The sequence below is a fragment of the Streptomyces sp. NBC_00984 genome, from assembly GCF_045162475.1.
In the GTDB taxonomy this organism is placed as follows: Bacteria; Actinomycetota; Actinomycetes; order Streptomycetales; family Streptomycetaceae; genus Streptomyces.
Genome location: NZ_CP108734.1, coordinates 8,564,579 through 8,580,602, shown reverse-complemented (window position 1 = coordinate 8,580,602; position 16,024 = coordinate 8,564,579). Strand labels below are relative to the sequence as shown.

Here is a 16,024-nt window from a genome sequence, read left to right as displayed (position 1 = left end):
CACCGCCGTGGATCCTGCGATCCAGGTTGCCATCGAGCAGCGGAACCAGGAGCAGGCCAGGGACCCGGGAAAGCTGTTCGGCGACGGCCGCGAGGCGCTGGAAGAACTGCACCGGGCGAGTGCGCGACGGTGGTTCACGTGCAGTCCGAGGTGCTTCGGGCGTTCTGGTTCACGCCGGACTTGACCTCTGCTCAGGAAGAAGTGCTTCTCCGTCACGCGGGTCCCGGGACACACGTCGCGCTTTACCCTGCGCACGAAACCGGCGGCGCGTATTCTCTCTTGATCATCTGGCACCGCCGATGAAGCGCACCTCCGGGTACCGGGGAGACGGCCCTTCGAGGATCGGGGCGCGACGGCCGCGCAGGTGAAGGTCGAAGTAGGCGAGCAGGAAGCGCCGCTGGATGTCGATGCCGCGTGTCCCGTCGAGCGGTCCTATGAACTCGGCCAGCTGTTCGTCGGTCGCTCCGAGCCGCGCGGCGGCCTGCGGCATGAACGTCTCGTAATCCGTGTACGAGAAGTGCCGGGTACCGGTCAACCTGAGGTGCCGGCGCCAGCCTCGCAGCCGCGGCCAGATCTCCGCCCAGCTCGGGTTACTGTCCGCGTCCTCGCTCATCAGGAGGAGCGGTTTGCGCAGTCCCTGGGTAACCACCGGACCGAAGAGACTGCCGTCGAGGTTCGCGCCTGCTGCGATCGGTACCCCTGCCGCCATCGCCGAGGCCGCAGTCGCACCGCCCAGGGAGTGACCGAGCATGGCCGTCCTGGACAGGTCGAGGATGTCGCCGAGTCCGTGCGGAAGCGGGCCCCGGCGGCTCCGTACCCGCCGTGACAACTCCTCCAGTACGAAACGGGTGTCGGCCACCCGCACTTCGACCGCCTTGAGGATCGTCGGGTCGTCGTCCTCCTCCGTGAGAGGTGGCATCGCGTACTTCTCGACCCGGCCGTCGGGGAACTCGACCTGTCCGGCGTCATATGTGTGGTCGATGGCGGCCACGACGTATCCGTGGCTGACGAGTTCCTCGACCAGCGCAGTGCTGGAGCTGCGGTGCTGACCGTGCCCATGGGAGTAGAGGATCACCGGAAGCCGGCCACCACGCGTGTCCGCCGCTGCGCCGATCCGGGCGTGCGTGTCCGGCAGCGTGACGTACTCGGGGAGGAGATACCCCGTCTGCTGGAAGACAACGGCGGCCTGTTCGGTCATCCATGGTGCCCGGGGCAGGCCGGCGGCTGCGCGTGCGGGGTACCAGAGCTGAACCATCAGCTCCCGAACCGGTCTTGCAGCGATCCAGGGGTCCCGGCGACTACGGTCGCTGAGATGCAGCGTCACAGTGCCGATGGAATGAGGACCGCTCGGTCGCGGAAGGACGAGCCGTACGGGCGGCTGGACATCACCCGGCGTCCGGCGGAGCGACGATGCGAGGGCGGGGGTGCCGAAAGCGGCGGTCACACCGAGACCCGCAGCGAGCGCGGTGCCCGTGGTCATCATCCGTCTCCTGCTGATTGCCGTGGTCCTGCTGGTCGTGAGAGTGCTGCTCGATGGGAACGAGGCCGGACGCGGCATGGCGATCTCCTTCGCGGATGGTGCGCGCGGTGCACAGGCACGTGGTGCCCTGCCAAAAGGCTAGGTACCGCACTGTCGGTGCACTGCTGTGCTTTCTCATCGCTTTCGCTGACATTTGTCACTCACGTCGTCGCACGGAGGGAGTTCGGGCATGCGCGCAGCGGCAGACACACAGGACTCGCCCCGCCTGGTCGCATGACTGAACGGGACGCTTCCGTTCATGCTGCACCGCGTCTCGCCACAGGAATTCGAACGTCCCGACGCACATGGCGTGTTGGCCCGCAGGCAGGCGAGGCGGCGTGAAGAACAGGGGCCGGTTCGAGGTGCTCCCCTGAGAGCGGGGAGCCTGCCCGTCCGACGAACAGCATCCTGGCTGCGCACCCGCCTTCCGGGGCGGGGATAACCTCGGGCCACCACCACGAGCAGGTTGGTCTGACGCGTGATCAAAGGAGGCGAGGAGTGCCTCTGACCTGGGACGATGGGTCTTGTCCAGGGTCCTGGTCGTCGTAAAGGAAGCTGCACGAAGGGCGGCCAACTCGCCGACCTCGAACTGCGTCACCGTAGACGGGCCCGCTGCGAGGACCACATTCGAAACGCCCTCGACACCGGCCTGCGCAACCTGTCGAATCCGACGCCCGCCCGATGCGACAACCGGGCCCTCAGCCTGCCCTGATCCCGTAAAAGCCGCACCCCGCAAACGCAGAGTCCCCGTCAGCGAACCGACGAGGACTCATGAACGGTCGAGGCCAACCCTGGGTCAAGCCCTGGCGATATTCCTGCCCGGCATCGGCTCCGCGAGTGTTGTCCGCCATTCAGGCGCACCGAAGGCGTCCGCGAAGTACTGCGTCTCGTGCACCACATGCCCGTGGGCAAACTCCATAATGCTCACTGAGTAGGTGGGCGCCCGGTCGTACGTGATGACACACTCGCTCACCCACAGATCCCCGCTGCCAACGATCCGGTGGACCGTGAAGTGCCGGCTGGCAGGGTGGCCGCCACGTTGCGCCGAAATCGTCGCGCGGCCCCGGAATCGTTCACCTGACTGAGGGTAGTCGAGGATCGCGTCCGCAGCGTAGATGGCGTGCTCGGCTTCGGTATCCCCACGTTCCGATGCCTGCCAGTGCTCCTCGAGTGCGGCCCTGGTCCGGATATCGGGATCCATCGCATTGTCCCTTCTGCAGGTGGCCGGAGCGATCCGGGGACCTGGGAACGCTTCAAGGCTTCCTCCCAGGACGCTGGGCCGTTGAACGAAATGGGCAACGGTGACAGCGTAGAACGCCCAACGCGGCGAGTCGGCTTTACGACAGCTGCGGATCAAGACCGGACAACTCGTGATACGTGGAAATGCTTGGTGCCCAGTCCGGCGACACGTTCAGGCGAGAACGCTTCCGCGGCATGAGGTCGAGCGGTACCGTCTGCGCTGCCTGGCCTCGATCTTTTGTGAAGCAGGTTATCCGATGGGTGGCCGGGAAAACAGAAGGGGCTCTGATCAGAGACAATGAGGATTGTCCAGGTCCTTGTTCTCACCCCGGCCGGAGACACTTTCCAGATGAGTAAGTTGGGTGGCCCCCGGAGTGTGGACACCGGAGTTCATGCTGCGAGTGAGAGTTCAGATTTCCCGTGGTGGTGCTGTTCGAATTCCATCACGAAGAGGGAGGAGAGCGCGAGGCCCGTTGGTGAGGGCATCGCCGTCGAGCGCCGTTCGGACGATCGAGAGGCCGGCCCTCCTACCACGTCACGGCGAGCGGTATGGGTTCAGGCGATGCCGGTGATCGGGGGTGTTCTGTAGGCTCCAGCAGCGAGGATGAGGCTGGACCTCGAATCCCTCGGGGGATGTCCCCGCTCCCATCGGGAGTGCCGAGGTTGTGGTCCTGGCCGGCGGTGAAAGTGTCGTTGTCGACCGCATCGCCGTTCCGGTCCCAGACCTTCATGACGACATCTGCAGCCCTGGCTGGAGCGCAGCCTCTCCCAAGTTCCCGCGCAGCACCGCCACATGCTGCGCGTCTACGCGGAGTGGTCGGTCTTGCGCCAGGCCCGACGCCGAGCGGCCCGAACGCGCTTTGCACCAGCCAGCACCGCACGAGTGCGCCAAACCATCCGCCGCGCCGCCGCCTTCCTCACCTGGCTCAACGACCAGGACCTCCGATTGGCCGACCTCACGCAGGTCGATGTCGACCGGTGGCTGCACGAGCATCCAGGACGCTTGCAACTGCGGAACTTCCTGCGCTGGGCGCATCATCGGAACCTGACCATCGACCATGAGGTCCCCGACCGGCCCCGAGATGATCCCCACCCTTGGTGGGACGAGGCCGACCACTGGGCACACCTGCAACGCTGCCTGCAGGACGAGACACTCCCCGTTGGACGTCCGGGCGGCGGGCGCCGCAATGCTGCTCTATGGGGCACCGATCACTCGCATCCCGGAACTCACTACTACCGCCGTCTCCGGCGGCGACGAGCCGCATTTGGTCCTTGGCACGCAGCCCGCCACGCTGCCGCCTGCTGCCTGTCGCGTCTTGCGTCGGCAAGCAGACCAAGCCCAGCCCGACTCGGCCGTCGGCCGCACTATTCGCCGCATGCCGGGTGGACGTCGACGCCCGCATCAGAGGAATCCGCAAACAGTTCTTCGCGAAGTAGTCTTTGCGAAGAACTGTTTGCGGTCTAGCGTGAGGGTATGACAGATACCAGCGAGGGCCGGAATGGCTTCCACCTCGAAGCGGATGCGGTTGTTCTGGACGCCAAGGGCCTCCGCGCCCTGGCACATCCGGTACGAGTTCAACTGGTCGGGCTGCTGCGAAAGTACGGCCCGTCGACAGCTACCCGCCTCGCGGAGCGGCTGGGTGTCAATTCCGGCACGGCCAGCTATCATCTCCGCCAGCTCGGCGCGGCAGGGTTTGTCGAGGAGGACACCGAACGCGGCAACGCGCGAGAGCGCTGGTGGCGTTCGGTGCACCAAAGGACCTGGTTCAACGATACGAATCTGGCCGACCAGGAACCCGAGGCAGTACTGGCCTACCTGCAGTCGATCGCCGCCACCTACACATTGCGTACCCAGCAGACACTCAACGAGCTTCAGACGATGCCCCGCACGTGGCGGGACAACCTCGACATGAGCGACTGGGCCCTGCGGCTCACCCCCGAGGAGACTGCTGCCCTCCACCAGGAGTTGAGGGAAGTCCTCGCTCGCTATCGGCCGGATACCCCTGAGGCAGCGGCAAGTGCCCCAGCGGGAGCCGAGCGGGTCGGTGTGATCACACACGTCCTTCCTGAACTGGATGTGCCCAGCGCGCCGGCGGGCGCATACGTCCCTCAGAAGGCAATAGGAACGGAGCCGTCGTGACGGCGGATGTTCCAGGCACCGGGGGCATACCCGGCCGGCGCCGCTCCTTACGACCGCTGGGCGGGGTGCTGGCCGCCATGGCCGTATCGCTGACCGGCACTCGTGTCTCGGCCGTCGCCTTGCCCTGGTTCGTGCTCGTCACAACCGGCAGCGCCACCCAGACCGGACTGGTCGCCTTCTGTGAAATGACTCCTTATGTGGTGGTCAAGGCGTTCACTGGGCCGCTGGTGGACCGGATCGGCCCGCGGGCCATTTCTTGGACCACCGATCTGGCCAGCGCAACTGCTGCCGCCACGATTCCCTTGTTGCACGCCTTGGACCTGCTGTCCTTTCCGCTGCTGCTGGCCTTGGTCGCGCTGATTGGCGCGGCCCGCGGCCCCGGCGATCTCGCCAAGGAGGTCATGGTTCCGGAGGCGGCCGAGCGCAGTGGGGTGCCATTGGAGCGGGCCACTGGTCTCACCGGCGTGACCGAGCGGCTCGCTTCCACCATCGGCCCGGCGGCGGGTGGTTCCCTGGTGGCGCTGGTCGGCCCCCTGACAGGGCTGATCGTCAACGCAACCTGCTTTGCCCTGGGATCCGTGATCATCGGACTGGCCCTGCCTCGTGGCATGGGTCATTCAGCCGAGGAAGCCCCCGGCCGGGCCGGCGCGGGGCTGGGCTACTGGCGACGATTCGGCGAGGGCTTCACCTACCTGCGTGGCGAGCCGTTGCTGTTCACCGTCATCGTCGTGGTCGGAATCACCAACCTGCTGGACGCAGGGTTCACTGCGGTGCTCCTGCCCGTCTGGGCCCGAGAGTCCGGCAATGGGCCGACTGCGATCGGCCTGATGGTCAGCGTGATGGGAGCCGCTGCAGTTGGTGGGAGCCTGATCGCTGCTATGGCTGCTCACCGGCTGCGGCGCAGGATGGTGTTCTTCACCGGGTTTCTTCTGGCCGGGGCTCCAAGGTTCTTCATCCTCGCCTCCGATGCGCCGATGTGGGCAGTACTGGCCGTGTTCGCTGTCAGTGGCTTCGGTGCCGGCTTCGTCAATCCGGTGTTGGGTGCCGTCCTCTTCGAGCGGGTACCGCGTCAGCTGCTGGGCCGGGTCAACGCTCTTGGTGACTCGCTGGCTTGGGCAGGTATCCCTCTCGGTGGACTCATCGCCGGGGCGGTGGTGGCCTCAGTCGGACTCGTACCGGTGCTGCTCGCCGGCGGAGCCGCGTACTTCCTCACCACGAACCTGGCTTGGTTCAGGCCGGAATGGCGCGAAATGGATCGCCAGGGCGGGCGAGGTACCCAGGAGCAGCGGCCCGAGGAAGCCGGTCAGTCAACCGGTGCGGACTTCATGGCATGTCAAAGTCCGGCACCACAAACTGTCGAGGGCAGCTCCACGAATACGTGACGGGTACCAGCAGTGCGCGCCGACCTGAGCCCTGCTGAAGTGCCGCTACGTCCACGACGTATGAGGGCGCTACAACTAGGGCTTGAGGTCCGGCACCGACTCGGGCAGTCCCGCGTACCAGCCCTGGACGGCCAGCCAGAATCCGGCCAGCACTACGGCGACGAGCGCGGCACGGCCGGCGTACCCGACAACGGACGGCCCGATCATCCATCGCCGGGGCAGCAACCACGCTGACAAGGCGGCTGCCACTCCGACGAGAACGGTCAGCGGAAGCTCCGCGTACAGCACGCCCCAGTCCGGCCCTGGTTCGAATCCGGCGCGCGCCCGGAGTTCGGCATCCGCGGCCCATCCCAGCAGCCCTACGAATCCACCGGCCAGGGCCACCCCGGTACCACTCAGTGCTTCAACGCGTTCTCTCATGATCACTAGAGACGCTGGCTGCCCAGTTTGAGTTCCCGGAGAAACCGCAATTCTCCGTCGCGCGGCAGGAAGGCATCCGTTCTGGTCAACCCCGAACATCTCCGCTGCGCTGTCGCCGCGTCCTCGCTGTCGTTCCCTTCCTGTGCCCGATTGCGCCCGGCCGGGGCGGTCGTGCTCGGGGGGCCATTCAGCTCGTGGCGGGGTTGTCAGGCGAGGACGGCGTGGACGATTTCGGCGCTGGTGACGGCGTCGATGGCCAAACCCTGGTGGTCACCAGGGAACTCGATCGGCTTGGTGTCCAGGCGTTCGGCGAGCACGAGGGCGGAGTTGAGGGGAACGCCTGCGGGCGAAACAGCTCCGATGCCGACGGCAATCCGCACGGGGGCGGCACCCAGCGCGGCAATGTCGGGTTCGAAACGCAGCACGGGCAGCAGCACGTGGTCGAAGAAGTAGTCGAGGTTGCCCTGGATGCGGCCCATCATCTCCAGCGCCTCAGGTGGCATCTGGGAGAAGTCGGGCATCTCCGGCGGAGGAGCGTCGGCATCACCGTCGATGGTGGCTACGAATCTCTGCATCGCCGCCTCCGGCCCCTGGCTCCGGTAGGTGTTGTACACCTCGTGAAACGTTCTACGCCAGTGCGCGGCGTCGGGCAGGAGCTCGGGGATCGGCGGTTCGTGCGCGATCAGGGCGCGAATCTGCTCGGGGTGGCGGGTCGCCAGGTCGAGGCCGGTCAACGCGCCACCGCTGGTGCCGAGCACGTAGGCGGGCTCGTCGCTCAGGGCGGCGATCAGGCGATGCGCATCCTGGCTGAAGGCCGCGACTGTCTGGTCCCCGGCGGGGCCGGTCAAGGGGCTGCGGGACAGACCGCGCTGGTCGTAGGTGACGACGGTGTAGCGGTCGGAAAGACCGTCGGCGAGCCCGGCCAGCGCCCCGGCATCGGCCGGCGCACCCGGGATCATGAGCAGCAGTGGCCCCGTTCCGCGGACTTCGTAGTGCAGTTGTGCTCCGGGGACCTCGAGGATCTTGGTCTCGATGTTGTTCATGGGTGTCTCCGTTCTTTCGAAGTGGGCGGGTCAGGCGGGTTGGTAGGTCAGGTCCAGCACGCCGGTGGAGAAGGTGGCCGAGCGAACGAGGGCGAGGGGCACCTGGCGGGTGCCGTCGGGAAACAGCCTCTGTCCGGCGCCCAGCACGATGGGGTGGACCAGCAGCCGTAACTCGTCCAGCAGTCCTGCCTCCAGCAGGGCGCGGGTCAGGCCGATGCTGCCGGAGAGGTTGATGTTCCGGCCCGGCTGCTGCTTGAGGTCCTTGACCGCGGCGATGACGTCGCCGTCGATCACGGTGGAGTTGTTCCAGCCGGGCTCCTGCAGGGTGGTGGAGGCGACCAGTTTGCGGATGTTGTTGATCGCATCGGCCAACGGGCCGGTCCGATGTGGCCAGACTCCGGCGAACGCCTCGTAGGTCACCCGTCCCATCACCATCGTGTCGGCCTCGGCGTGCATCTGGCCGACCGCGGCACCCATCTCGTCGTTCATGTAAGGGAAGTGCCAGGCTTCCGGCGCTTCCACCACGCCGTCCAGCGACACGAACAGTCCGGCAACGACCTTGCGCGCAGCGGCCATCGGAATCTCCTCACCGAAACGGGTAGTCACAGCCCCTCTCCCCCTCGGGTTCTTGCCGGTCCCCCGGGGGTGAGGTGTGCTCAACGATGACGCCCGGAGATGAGGGCATCAACGCACGATCACGCTACGATCGTTTAGCTGAACTCAAGGGAGCCAGGGCTGTGTTGGAACGGCATGAAGTCGAGGCGTTCCTTGCGCTGGCCGAGGAATTGCATTTCGGGCGCACCGCCGAGCGGGTGGGAGTCACCACCGGGCGGGTGAGCCAGACCATCAAGAAGCTTGAACGCATGATTGGTGCGCCGCTGTTCGAGCGCACCAGCCGCCAGGTACACCTGACGCCGATCGGCAGGCAACTGGTCGACGACCTGACTCCCCTGGCCGCCGGGATGAACGACGCCGTGCGCCGGGCGATCGACGCCGCACGCGGCATCACCGGGGACCTGCGCGTGGGGTTTCTCAGCGGCGTCGCCGGGCAACTGCTGCTGAAATCGGTCGCCCTGTTCGCCAAGCGGCATCACGACTGCGAGGTCCACATCCATGAGACGCAGGGGCACGACGCCGTCACCCGCCTCAGGAGCGGCGACATCGATGTCCTGATCACCGACGTCCTCATCGCTGCCCAGCCTGACGTGTTGGCCGGGCCGGTCCTGCTGTCCGAGCCGCGGCTGCTCGCAGTCGCGGCCCAGCACCCGCTGGCCGGCCGTCAGGCGGTATCGGTGGAGGAACTGGCCGTCCATCCGGTGATCCTGGTGCCCGCCGACATGCCCGAGGCCTTCCGCACCGACCGGAATCCGACGGTCACGCCGTCGGGCGCGCCGGTTCCCCGTGGCCCCCGCGCCGCCAGCTTCACCGAGACCCTCACTCTGGTCGCCTTCGGTCGTGGGGTCTTCCCGGTCGGCGACAGTGTTGCCCGGCTCTATCCCCGTCCCGATGTCGTCTACCTGCCCTTCACCGACGCCCCACCGGTCCAGTGGGGGCCCATGTGGCTGAAGACCAACACCACCCACCGTGTCCGTGAATTCGTCCAAGCGGCATACGATGCCTGCCATCTCGATCAATAGCACTCCCAGCCTCACCTGCTCAGCGTTCGGGACACTGCGCTGACCACCCGTGGACCGACTGCTTCCTGCACGCGCACGACCGACGCCGATGTCCTCGGAGCCTTCGCCTCCACGGGACGGACCCGACCACACGCGGCCAACGGTGAACGATGTCGAAGGAGGCGTTGGCGCACCGAGAGACGAAGGTCTGATGGAGCGGACCAAAAACGCGCGTGCGCACGGTGTTCCACAACGATCTCGGGCCCCCTGCGAAGGCGGTCCGGGCCTCCACGACAGTTGTCACCATCGGCCACTGACCTGCGGCTTCGGTGAGCGAGGCACGGTAGTTGTCACCAGGCCGGCTGCGCTGCCTGTCACCAGCAGCGCGGAATGCACGGCTGTTGTCACTGGCTCCAGTGCTCCGTCGGCCGCCCAGGAGCTTTCTCTGCCGGATTCCCTTGGTGCGTGAACGCCGCCCAGTGGTGCAGGTGGTGGAGGTCGGGCCGGGCGGCTTGGGCTCGGAGGGGGCCGTCGAGGGTGGGCGGGGGTTCGCGCCGCGGGTCGAGCATCCACAGCTGGGCGGCGCGCAAAGCGTCGGGCGGGGCCAGGCCCCGGGCAGTGAGGTAGTGGTGGAAGACCGCCATGACCACCGAGGTCGGGCCGTCGCGTACCGCCCAGCGTGATCCCACGACGTCGGCGGCCCCGCCCGTGACCAGTGCGGTGGCGAGGGTCAGTGCCTCGTCGTGGTGGCCCGCGCTCAGGTCGGTCTCGCAGGCGCTGAGGACGACCAGCGGCCCCGCCGTACCGGGGCCTCGGTCGGTAGAGGCGTCGAGGATGTCCGCCACGGTCAGCCTCCCGGCGTCGGCTCCGGCACCGGGCGGGACCGCGAGCCGGAGTTCCGAGTCGGTGGGCCGGGACGCGGCGACTGCGTGGCACGACAGGTGGACCATCGCCGCCGGGTTGGTGCCACCGGGCAACACGGCGAGCAGGTCCTCCGGTGTGCCGGCGGCGTCCCGTTCCCCGTCGGCGGTGAAGAACTCGCCGTAGCGGAGCGCCTCCGTGTAGCAGCTGGCACGCAGCGTCGCCGCCTCCAACTCGGCCCACGGCAGGGTGAGTTCCGGATCGGCGACGAGCACCTGCGGTCCGGTGGCGAGGGGCATCCGCCGCCGGGCAGTCGCTGCCAGGAACTGGGCGCCGGAAGGGGCGTAACTGAGGACCGCCTCCTGACAGGCGTACCGATGGCCGTGCTCGCCGAGGCCCCGGATACGCGCGGCGTGCCACGGGACGACGCCGAGCGTGTCGCACGGCACCAGGACGATCCGCGGCGGCCGGGCCAGGGGCCACTGGGCCGCAAGCATCGGTCGTACGACGGCGAGCACCGGTCCCATCACGGCCTGCCAGGCCCAGTCGCACAGCGTGCCCAGTGCTTCCTGCCAGCGCCTCTCGCCGGCGGCGAGTGCTGACGGGGCCAGGTCCGGATCGGTCAGGGCGCGGGAGCGTTCCGCCGCCGCGTCGAGGTACCGGGTGAGCGGTGGGCTGCCGTGGCGGAGCAGTTCCGGCAGGACAATCGCTTCGGGGGCCGCACCGGGACGCAGGATCAGCGCACGGCCCGGGAACGTGCCTTTGGACACCGACGCTCCGGGCACCAGGTACACCAACGCGTCGGTGCCCGTCGCGGCGAGGCCCGCGGACAGTTCGGCCGGGCTGGTGGCGCCGAGGAGCCGCTGGGTGCCCGAACCTTCCATGGCTCTCCTGCGCACTCCGAGGGCGGCGAGTGCCTTGCGTCGCAGGCCGCTGGGGATCGGCGGGGTACCGTCGGGGGCCTGCGGCTCGCGGGCGCCGGAGGCTTCCGTCGTGGTGGGGCGGCGCGGGCGCGCGGGCACCTGGGCCCGCCACTGCTGGGCGAGTCCCGGATGGCCTGCGGCGTCGAGCAGCGCCGGGATGCCACGGGTGGCGGCGGCCGACTGCAGCACCAGCGCACGGCCCCGCTCCAGGTCGGCCACCGCTTCTGCGGGCCGGTTGATACGGAAAGCGATGAACGCAAGCCGTCGCGACAGCGTGGCGCCGTTGAGTGCCGCCGACAGACCGTGGTCGGCGCCGACCTGGAGGAGGACGTCGGCGGCCAGCTCGCCCAGCGCCTCGCGGAAAGCCTCGATACCTGCCCGCTGGTCGGCGGCGCGGTGCGGGCCGCCGCGCGCGGCGCGCATGAGGTGGGCCTCGGCCAGCTTCGTCAGGACGTCCACGCGGTGTGCCTGGCCACGCCCCTCCGCGATCAGCACGCGGGCGCGGGTCATCTCGGTGATGGCCTCGTCCAGCAGTTCCTGCGACGCATCGCCGCGCATCACGTCGAAGAGCATCCGCAGGCCGAGGGCGGCCCGTCGGTCGTACTCCTGCTCGTGGTAGACGTGCGGATCATCGAGGTCGCGGCGGATCTCGGAGAGCGCGCGGTCCAGGATATCCGGTGCGGCCGCCTCGGGCCGGGTGGGGTCGAGGACGTCCGCGGGCGTCATCCGGTCCTGTCGGGCGGGTAGCAGGAGTGCGTCCAGTTCGGCCACCCGACTTTCCAGCCTTTCGCGCCATTCGCTGTCCGGGGGCAGGGCCGCTTGCCGACCGCGCAGTTCGGCGCTCAGGCGCGGCAGTTCGCCGTGGTCGCCGGTGCGTTGGGCGTAGCTCAGTTCACAACTGGCGGCGGTGAGCGCGAGGTCGAGGGCGAACGGCGCGTCGAGCGGCACCGAGCCGTCACGCTCCAGTGCGCCGAGCAGTTCGCGCAGGGTGGCCAGGGCCACGTCGGCGTCGTGGAAATTGCCTCCGTGCTCGGCGGCCTGTTTCAGGATCTCGACCAGGTCCGCCTGGAGCACCACGGCCCACCAGGAGCCGACGGGGCTCGCGCCGATCGCCTCCCTGAGCAGCGCGGCGGCGTCGTCCAGATAGCCGGGGTCGCCGGTCCGGTAGGCCAGCAGCCGGTCCCGCCAGGCCGCCGAACGCCGCTCACGGATGCCGGTGTGGGCGACGAAGTCCCGTATATGGCTTTTGAGATACGGGAGGAGGCCCGGATCCACGGTCGTACCGATCGGCCAGTCGGCCAAGCGGTCCGCGCTGCCGCTGTCCGGTTCGGGCGTAGGCCTTTCCACGTCGGTGTAGTCGGCCGGCTCGCCGGTCAGGATCTCCCACGCGATCAGCAGGTAGGCATGCAGCCTCGCCACCCGGGCTCGCTGCGGCGTGTCCGGCGGCAACGCGCGCAGGCTCGCCAGCACCAGGTCGGCGGCCCGGCGGACACCGTCGGCGCCCGCCGCGCGGCCGACGGCTGCCTGACGCAGCAGCCGATCGACCTCCGGGTCGAGCGTCGGGTTGTCGGACTGGGGGCCGCGGTCCGGCTCGGAGGGGGAAGCGACGTCCAGCCATACGAGTACACGGGTGAACCGCGCCGTGCTGTACGACTCGGCCAGGGCCACCAGACCTCGTACGGCTTCCAGGAGTTCGCTCTGTGCCGAGTGGCCCGTGCCACGGGCCTTCATCTCTTCGGACCCAGCAGACACTTCGGACCCGGCGGACCCGGCGGACCCGGCGGACCCGGCGGACCCGGCGGACCCGGCGGCAAGCATCTGCTCGATGTCCTGCCGGTTGCTCTCGGTCTGCCGCCGGAAGGCCTCGTCACAGGGCGCCTCGGCGATGCGGTCGATCACCTCCCTGGCCTCGATGAGGTCACAACGCAGCGCCTCTGTGAGGACCTGCCCGTCGGCCACGTCGAGCAGCGCGTTCTGGAGCGCGGTACGGGTGCCGTCGGCCCGGGGCAGGGCCCAGGGCACGAGCAGGAAGAGCAGCATCATGCGGGCCTGCAGCGCGAGCGGGTCGGCGAGGGGCCCGTGGCGGTCCACCCAGCGCAGACGCTGTAGCGCTTCCGCCCGCTCGTCGGGGTCGAGCGCCTTGCCGTCGCGCCGCATGTTGCAGCGCACACCGAGCAGGAGGCCCAAGTGCACGAAGACCAGAGAGAAATCCTCCTCGTGCCGGATCAACTCTCTTTCCACGGAGTGGAGTCGATCGATCAAGGAGCCCAACTGCGCCTCGTCGGACCAGCCCTTCCCTTCCGCCAGCCGGACTGCGGCACGGATGGCCTCGGCCGCCCGCTCCCGCAATTCCGCCGTACCGCCGCCGTCCGCGCCCCTTCGCACCCCGTCAGTCATCGACTCCCCCCTCAAGTCCCGCTCCCGGCGATGAGCCGGCGATCCGTACAGCCCGGGGGCGCCGAGCTGCGGACCCGCCGAGTACTCCTGGAGGGGGCACCGTGCGCGACGCCAGTCAGAGGATCGCAGATGCGCTGACGGACTTGGGGTCCAGTGACCGGAAGGCGACACACCTGGTGCTGGCCACACCGTGCGCTGGGGCGCCTGCACACTCGACAAGTCGGCGGGCGGGGTGCCGCTGCGTGCGTCCGACGGAGCCGACGCCCCTGATCGCCCAGTACGCGCTGGACAACGCGGTGACCGACGCCCGTGACCTCGCAGAGGCACTGCCCGCCCTGCGCCGGGGCGGTGGTCCAGGCGGCGAGCGGCTGAGGCGGAGCACCTGGAAGACGAACTGCAGGCGCAGCACGCGGAGATCGGCACACGGTTGCGGGAGCTGTGCGCCAGGACCCCGACACGGCCGACCGCGAGCCGCGCACCGCCGCCGAATCCTTGCCGCGGAGGTCGCGAGCGTGCTGCGGGTGGCCGTCCGTACCGTGGGAGGCATGACGGCGTCCTCCGCTCGATGCCGGTGCCCATCCGCGTGCTGCTACCCGGGGACCAGGATGTCGTCGCACACCTGTGGTCCCGGCGCCAGCTGCGCGGAGGAAGCAGTGGCGCGGAGTCATGGCGACCGACGACGACGCGGCGCGGCACCAGGTCACGCAAGCCCGGCGTGATCCAAACGAAGGACCCCAAGGGCTGCCCCGCAAGTGGGGTTCCGTAGTCGGCGGGGTTCAGAGGAAGAGCAGCGGGACGTCCTTCTCGATGCAGAGCCGTAGGACGCCCGCGAGCTGGCAGGCGTCCTCGATGTGCTGCTGGAGGAGCGCATCGTTGCCCTCCCGTGTCCACTGGTCGGTGATCGTCTCCAGTCGAAACTGGATCACCGCGCACTCGGCAGGCGAGAGGTCGTCACCGCCGTCATCCGGGTGATCGAGGAGCGGTTCCAGTGGGGTGGACACCTCGTTCCACGGGCGTCCGCCGCCGAAACCCCACATCTCGGAGAGGACGAGCCCCTCGGCCTGCGCAAGGCGCCGTCGGAATGCGGCAAAACCGCTGCACGACCAGGAGACATCCGGGCTGCTGATGTCGCCGTCGCCCGGGAAAAGAACCAGCCCCATGTGCCCTCCCTGCTTGCTGATCACACAGGATCGAGGAGATGGGGCAACGTCGGCAACTGAGATGATTTCCGCGTGGCTGGTGTGATCACGGCGTCGGAGCCGTCCTGGACAGCCCCGTGATCGACCAGTTCGACCCACTCCACGCGCTCCGGCCCCGCGCCGGATCTAGCGGGGGCACCGCAATGACTTTCAGGTCGTCGGGGGCGCTGGTGAACCGGCTGGAGGAAGTGCCCTTCGTATCCCGAATCGACCGAGCCCTCGACAGCGCCCGCCCGGAACGAGCGAGCGAGCCGCTCGCGTCCGTTTCGCCTGGCAGCGTGCCGGTCACAACCATCCGGAGCGCTGTGCCTGCAAGGCCATCTGGAAGCGGTTCGCGGCGCCCAGCTGGGCCATCAGGATCTGCAGGCGGCGGAACAGTGTGCGGCGGCTGATTCCCAGCTCGCGGGCGATGACGTCGTCGCTCGCGCCGCCCGCGAGGAGCCACAGCAGTCGACGGTCGGCGGGTGGCAGACCACCCGGCCGCGTGGTGCGGCCGTGGAACGGCAGGGCATTCTGCCAGGACTGCTCGAACAGCGCCACGAGAGCGGAGAGCAGGCCGCACGGCTGCACGACCAGCATGGTGTTGTGTACGTCGGCCTCTTTGATCGACAACGACACGAGCGCGTACGCCTCGTCGATGATCACGAGTTTGACCGGTACCGACGGCAGTACCCTGACCTGCTCGCCGGCCTTGATGCACGGTTCGATGACCTCCTTCAGGTGGCCCGGATGCTCCAGTGACTCCCGCGAGTACACGACGCGCTGCGTCACACCGCGGGCAAGCGTGGCCAGCGCGTCGTCCGTGGCTCCGGACAAGGGGAAGTACGGCGGTGACTCGAACTGCCGGATCTGATCCCGGGCGCTCGCCCAAGCGTGACGAATCCTGGGGCCGATGGCCTCGCCGGTGACGACCTCGACGAGATTGTCGTTGTACGCGGCGAGCCGCTGCCGCCGGAACGACTCGAACGCGCCCCGGACGGTGATGCGCGACTCCTCGACCTCGGCCGCCCGGTGCCGGGCGAGGATCTCCAGGCCCGCGGCGGGCGGAACCGGGGCCACCATGTCCCCGCCTTCCTCGGCGGCACTGGCCAGACCGGCGTCGACCAGTGCACCGTACGCCTTGGCCAGTTCCGCACCACCCAGACCGGACGCGGTCTCGATCGCGCTCAGCGGAGCGGGCGCCAGTTCGAGCAGCGCCAGATAGACCCGGCTCGCCGCGTGATCCATGCCCAGAAGCCGGAGAGCCTCGCCGAGTTTCACGTTCGTCATATGTCTCATTGTCGAC

Annotated in this window: 13 protein-coding genes; 4 read left to right on the top strand and 9 right to left on the bottom strand. The window is 68.6% G+C overall.

The features are described from left to right. Positions 1–283: 283 nt before the first annotated feature. Positions 284–1,480, bottom strand: a complete 1,197-nt coding sequence (locus OG520_RS38265) for an alpha/beta hydrolase family protein (RefSeq protein WP_399338053.1) — start codon at positions 1,478–1,480, stop codon at positions 284–286. Here OG520_RS38265 and OG520_RS38260 point away from each other — a divergent pair. After that, entirely contained in the window at positions 1,473–1,622 is a 150-nt protein-coding gene (locus tag OG520_RS38260; RefSeq protein WP_399338051.1) for a hypothetical protein, read from the top strand. The genes OG520_RS38265 and OG520_RS38260 overlap by 8 nt on opposite strands. A 693-nt stretch (positions 1,623–2,315) precedes the next feature. Here OG520_RS38260 and OG520_RS38255 read toward each other — a convergent pair. Further along, positions 2,316–2,720, bottom strand: a complete 405-nt coding sequence (locus OG520_RS38255; protein WP_406016199.1) for a nuclear transport factor 2 family protein — start codon at positions 2,718–2,720, stop codon at positions 2,316–2,318. Between the two features lie 765 nt (positions 2,721–3,485). Continuing rightward, positions 3,486–3,875, bottom strand: coding sequence for a hypothetical protein (locus OG520_RS38250; protein ID WP_406016198.1), 390 nt, complete (start codon positions 3,873–3,875; stop codon positions 3,486–3,488). 357 nt (positions 3,876–4,232) lie between these two features. On the opposite strand from OG520_RS38250, the gene OG520_RS38245 reads away from it, so the two are divergent. Together OG520_RS38245 and OG520_RS38240 are read left to right on the top strand one after the other, a co-directional pair. Further along, positions 4,233–4,898 (top strand): ArsR/SmtB family transcription factor, encoded by a 666-nt coding sequence (locus OG520_RS38245; protein ID WP_406016197.1) that lies wholly within the window; start codon positions 4,233–4,235, stop codon positions 4,896–4,898. Beyond that, positions 4,895–6,280: an MFS transporter gene (locus OG520_RS38240; RefSeq protein ID WP_406016196.1), complete on the top strand. Its 1,386-nt coding sequence runs from the start codon at positions 4,895–4,897 to the stop codon at positions 6,278–6,280. Before OG520_RS38245 ends, OG520_RS38240 begins: the two co-directional genes overlap by 4 nt. Before the next feature lie 75 nt (positions 6,281–6,355). Here OG520_RS38240 and OG520_RS38235 read toward each other — a convergent pair whose 3' ends face one another. The 3 genes from OG520_RS38235 to OG520_RS38225 form a co-directional block, all read right to left on the bottom strand. Further along, the gene (locus tag OG520_RS38235) at positions 6,356–6,700 is read right to left on the bottom strand and encodes a hypothetical protein (protein ID WP_399336610.1); all 345 of its coding nucleotides are present in this window, start codon (positions 6,698–6,700) and stop codon (positions 6,356–6,358) included. Positions 6,701–6,906: 206 nt separating this feature from the next. Further along, positions 6,907–7,743, bottom strand: coding sequence for an alpha/beta fold hydrolase (locus tag OG520_RS38230; RefSeq protein ID WP_406016195.1), 837 nt, complete (start codon positions 7,741–7,743; stop codon positions 6,907–6,909). A 30-nt stretch (positions 7,744–7,773) separates the two neighbouring features. Continuing rightward, on the bottom strand, positions 7,774–8,319 hold the full coding sequence (locus OG520_RS38225) for a dihydrofolate reductase family protein (RefSeq protein WP_406016194.1): 546 nt from the start codon (positions 8,317–8,319) through the stop codon (positions 7,774–7,776). Between the two features lie 86 nt (positions 8,320–8,405). On the opposite strand from OG520_RS38225, the gene OG520_RS38220 reads away from it, so the two are divergent. Beyond that, positions 8,406–9,380: a LysR family transcriptional regulator gene (locus tag OG520_RS38220; protein ID WP_406016193.1), complete on the top strand. Its 975-nt coding sequence runs from the start codon at positions 8,406–8,408 to the stop codon at positions 9,378–9,380. Between the two features lie 383 nt (positions 9,381–9,763). On the opposite strand, the gene OG520_RS38215 is transcribed toward OG520_RS38220, so the two are convergent. The 3 genes from OG520_RS38215 to OG520_RS38205 all read right to left on the bottom strand — a co-directional run bounded on the left by OG520_RS38215 (position 9,764) and on the right by OG520_RS38205 (position 16,008). Then, complete coding sequence (locus tag OG520_RS38215; RefSeq protein WP_406016192.1) at positions 9,764–13,540, bottom strand: CHAT domain-containing protein; 3,777 nt, start codon at positions 13,538–13,540, stop codon at positions 9,764–9,766. A 776-nt stretch (positions 13,541–14,316) separates the two neighbouring features. Then, positions 14,317–14,700 carry a hypothetical protein gene (locus OG520_RS38210; RefSeq protein WP_406016191.1) on the bottom strand — a complete coding sequence of 128 codons (384 nt, stop codon included), beginning with the start codon at positions 14,698–14,700 and terminating at the stop codon, positions 14,317–14,319. Between the two features lie 324 nt (positions 14,701–15,024). Beyond that, positions 15,025–16,008 (bottom strand): LuxR family transcriptional regulator, encoded by a 984-nt coding sequence (locus OG520_RS38205; RefSeq protein ID WP_399336624.1) that lies wholly within the window; start codon positions 16,006–16,008, stop codon positions 15,025–15,027. Between the last annotated feature and the right edge of the window lie 16 nt (positions 16,009–16,024).

Bases quoted from the DNA above. Each gene is read 5' to 3' on its own strand.
- OG520_RS38220 (WP_406016193.1), top strand. From the start codon at position 8,406: ATGACGCCCGGAGATGAGGGCATCAACGCACGATCACGCTACGATCGT.
- OG520_RS38265 (WP_399338053.1), bottom strand. From the start codon at position 1,480: ATGACCACGGGCACCGCGCTCGCTGCGGGTCTCGGTGTGACCGCCGCT.
- OG520_RS38205 (WP_399336624.1), bottom strand. From the start codon at position 16,008: ATGACGAACGTGAAACTCGGCGAGGCTCTCCGGCTTCTGGGCATGGAT.
- OG520_RS38245 (WP_406016197.1), top strand. From the start codon at position 4,233: ATGACAGATACCAGCGAGGGCCGGAATGGCTTCCACCTCGAAGCGGAT.
- OG520_RS38255 (WP_406016199.1), bottom strand. From the start codon at position 2,720: ATGGATCCCGATATCCGGACCAGGGCCGCACTCGAGGAGCACTGGCAG.
- OG520_RS38210 (WP_406016191.1), bottom strand. From the start codon at position 14,700: ATGGGGCTGGTTCTTTTCCCGGGCGACGGCGACATCAGCAGCCCGGAT.
- OG520_RS38235 (WP_399336610.1), bottom strand. From the start codon at position 6,700: ATGAGAGAACGCGTTGAAGCACTGAGTGGTACCGGGGTGGCCCTGGCC.
- OG520_RS38215 (WP_406016192.1), bottom strand. From the start codon at position 13,540: ATGACTGACGGGGTGCGAAGGGGCGCGGACGGCGGCGGTACGGCGGAA.
- OG520_RS38230 (WP_406016195.1), bottom strand. From the start codon at position 7,743: ATGAACAACATCGAGACCAAGATCCTCGAGGTCCCCGGAGCACAACTG.
- OG520_RS38225 (WP_406016194.1), bottom strand. From the start codon at position 8,319: ATGGCCGCTGCGCGCAAGGTCGTTGCCGGACTGTTCGTGTCGCTGGAC.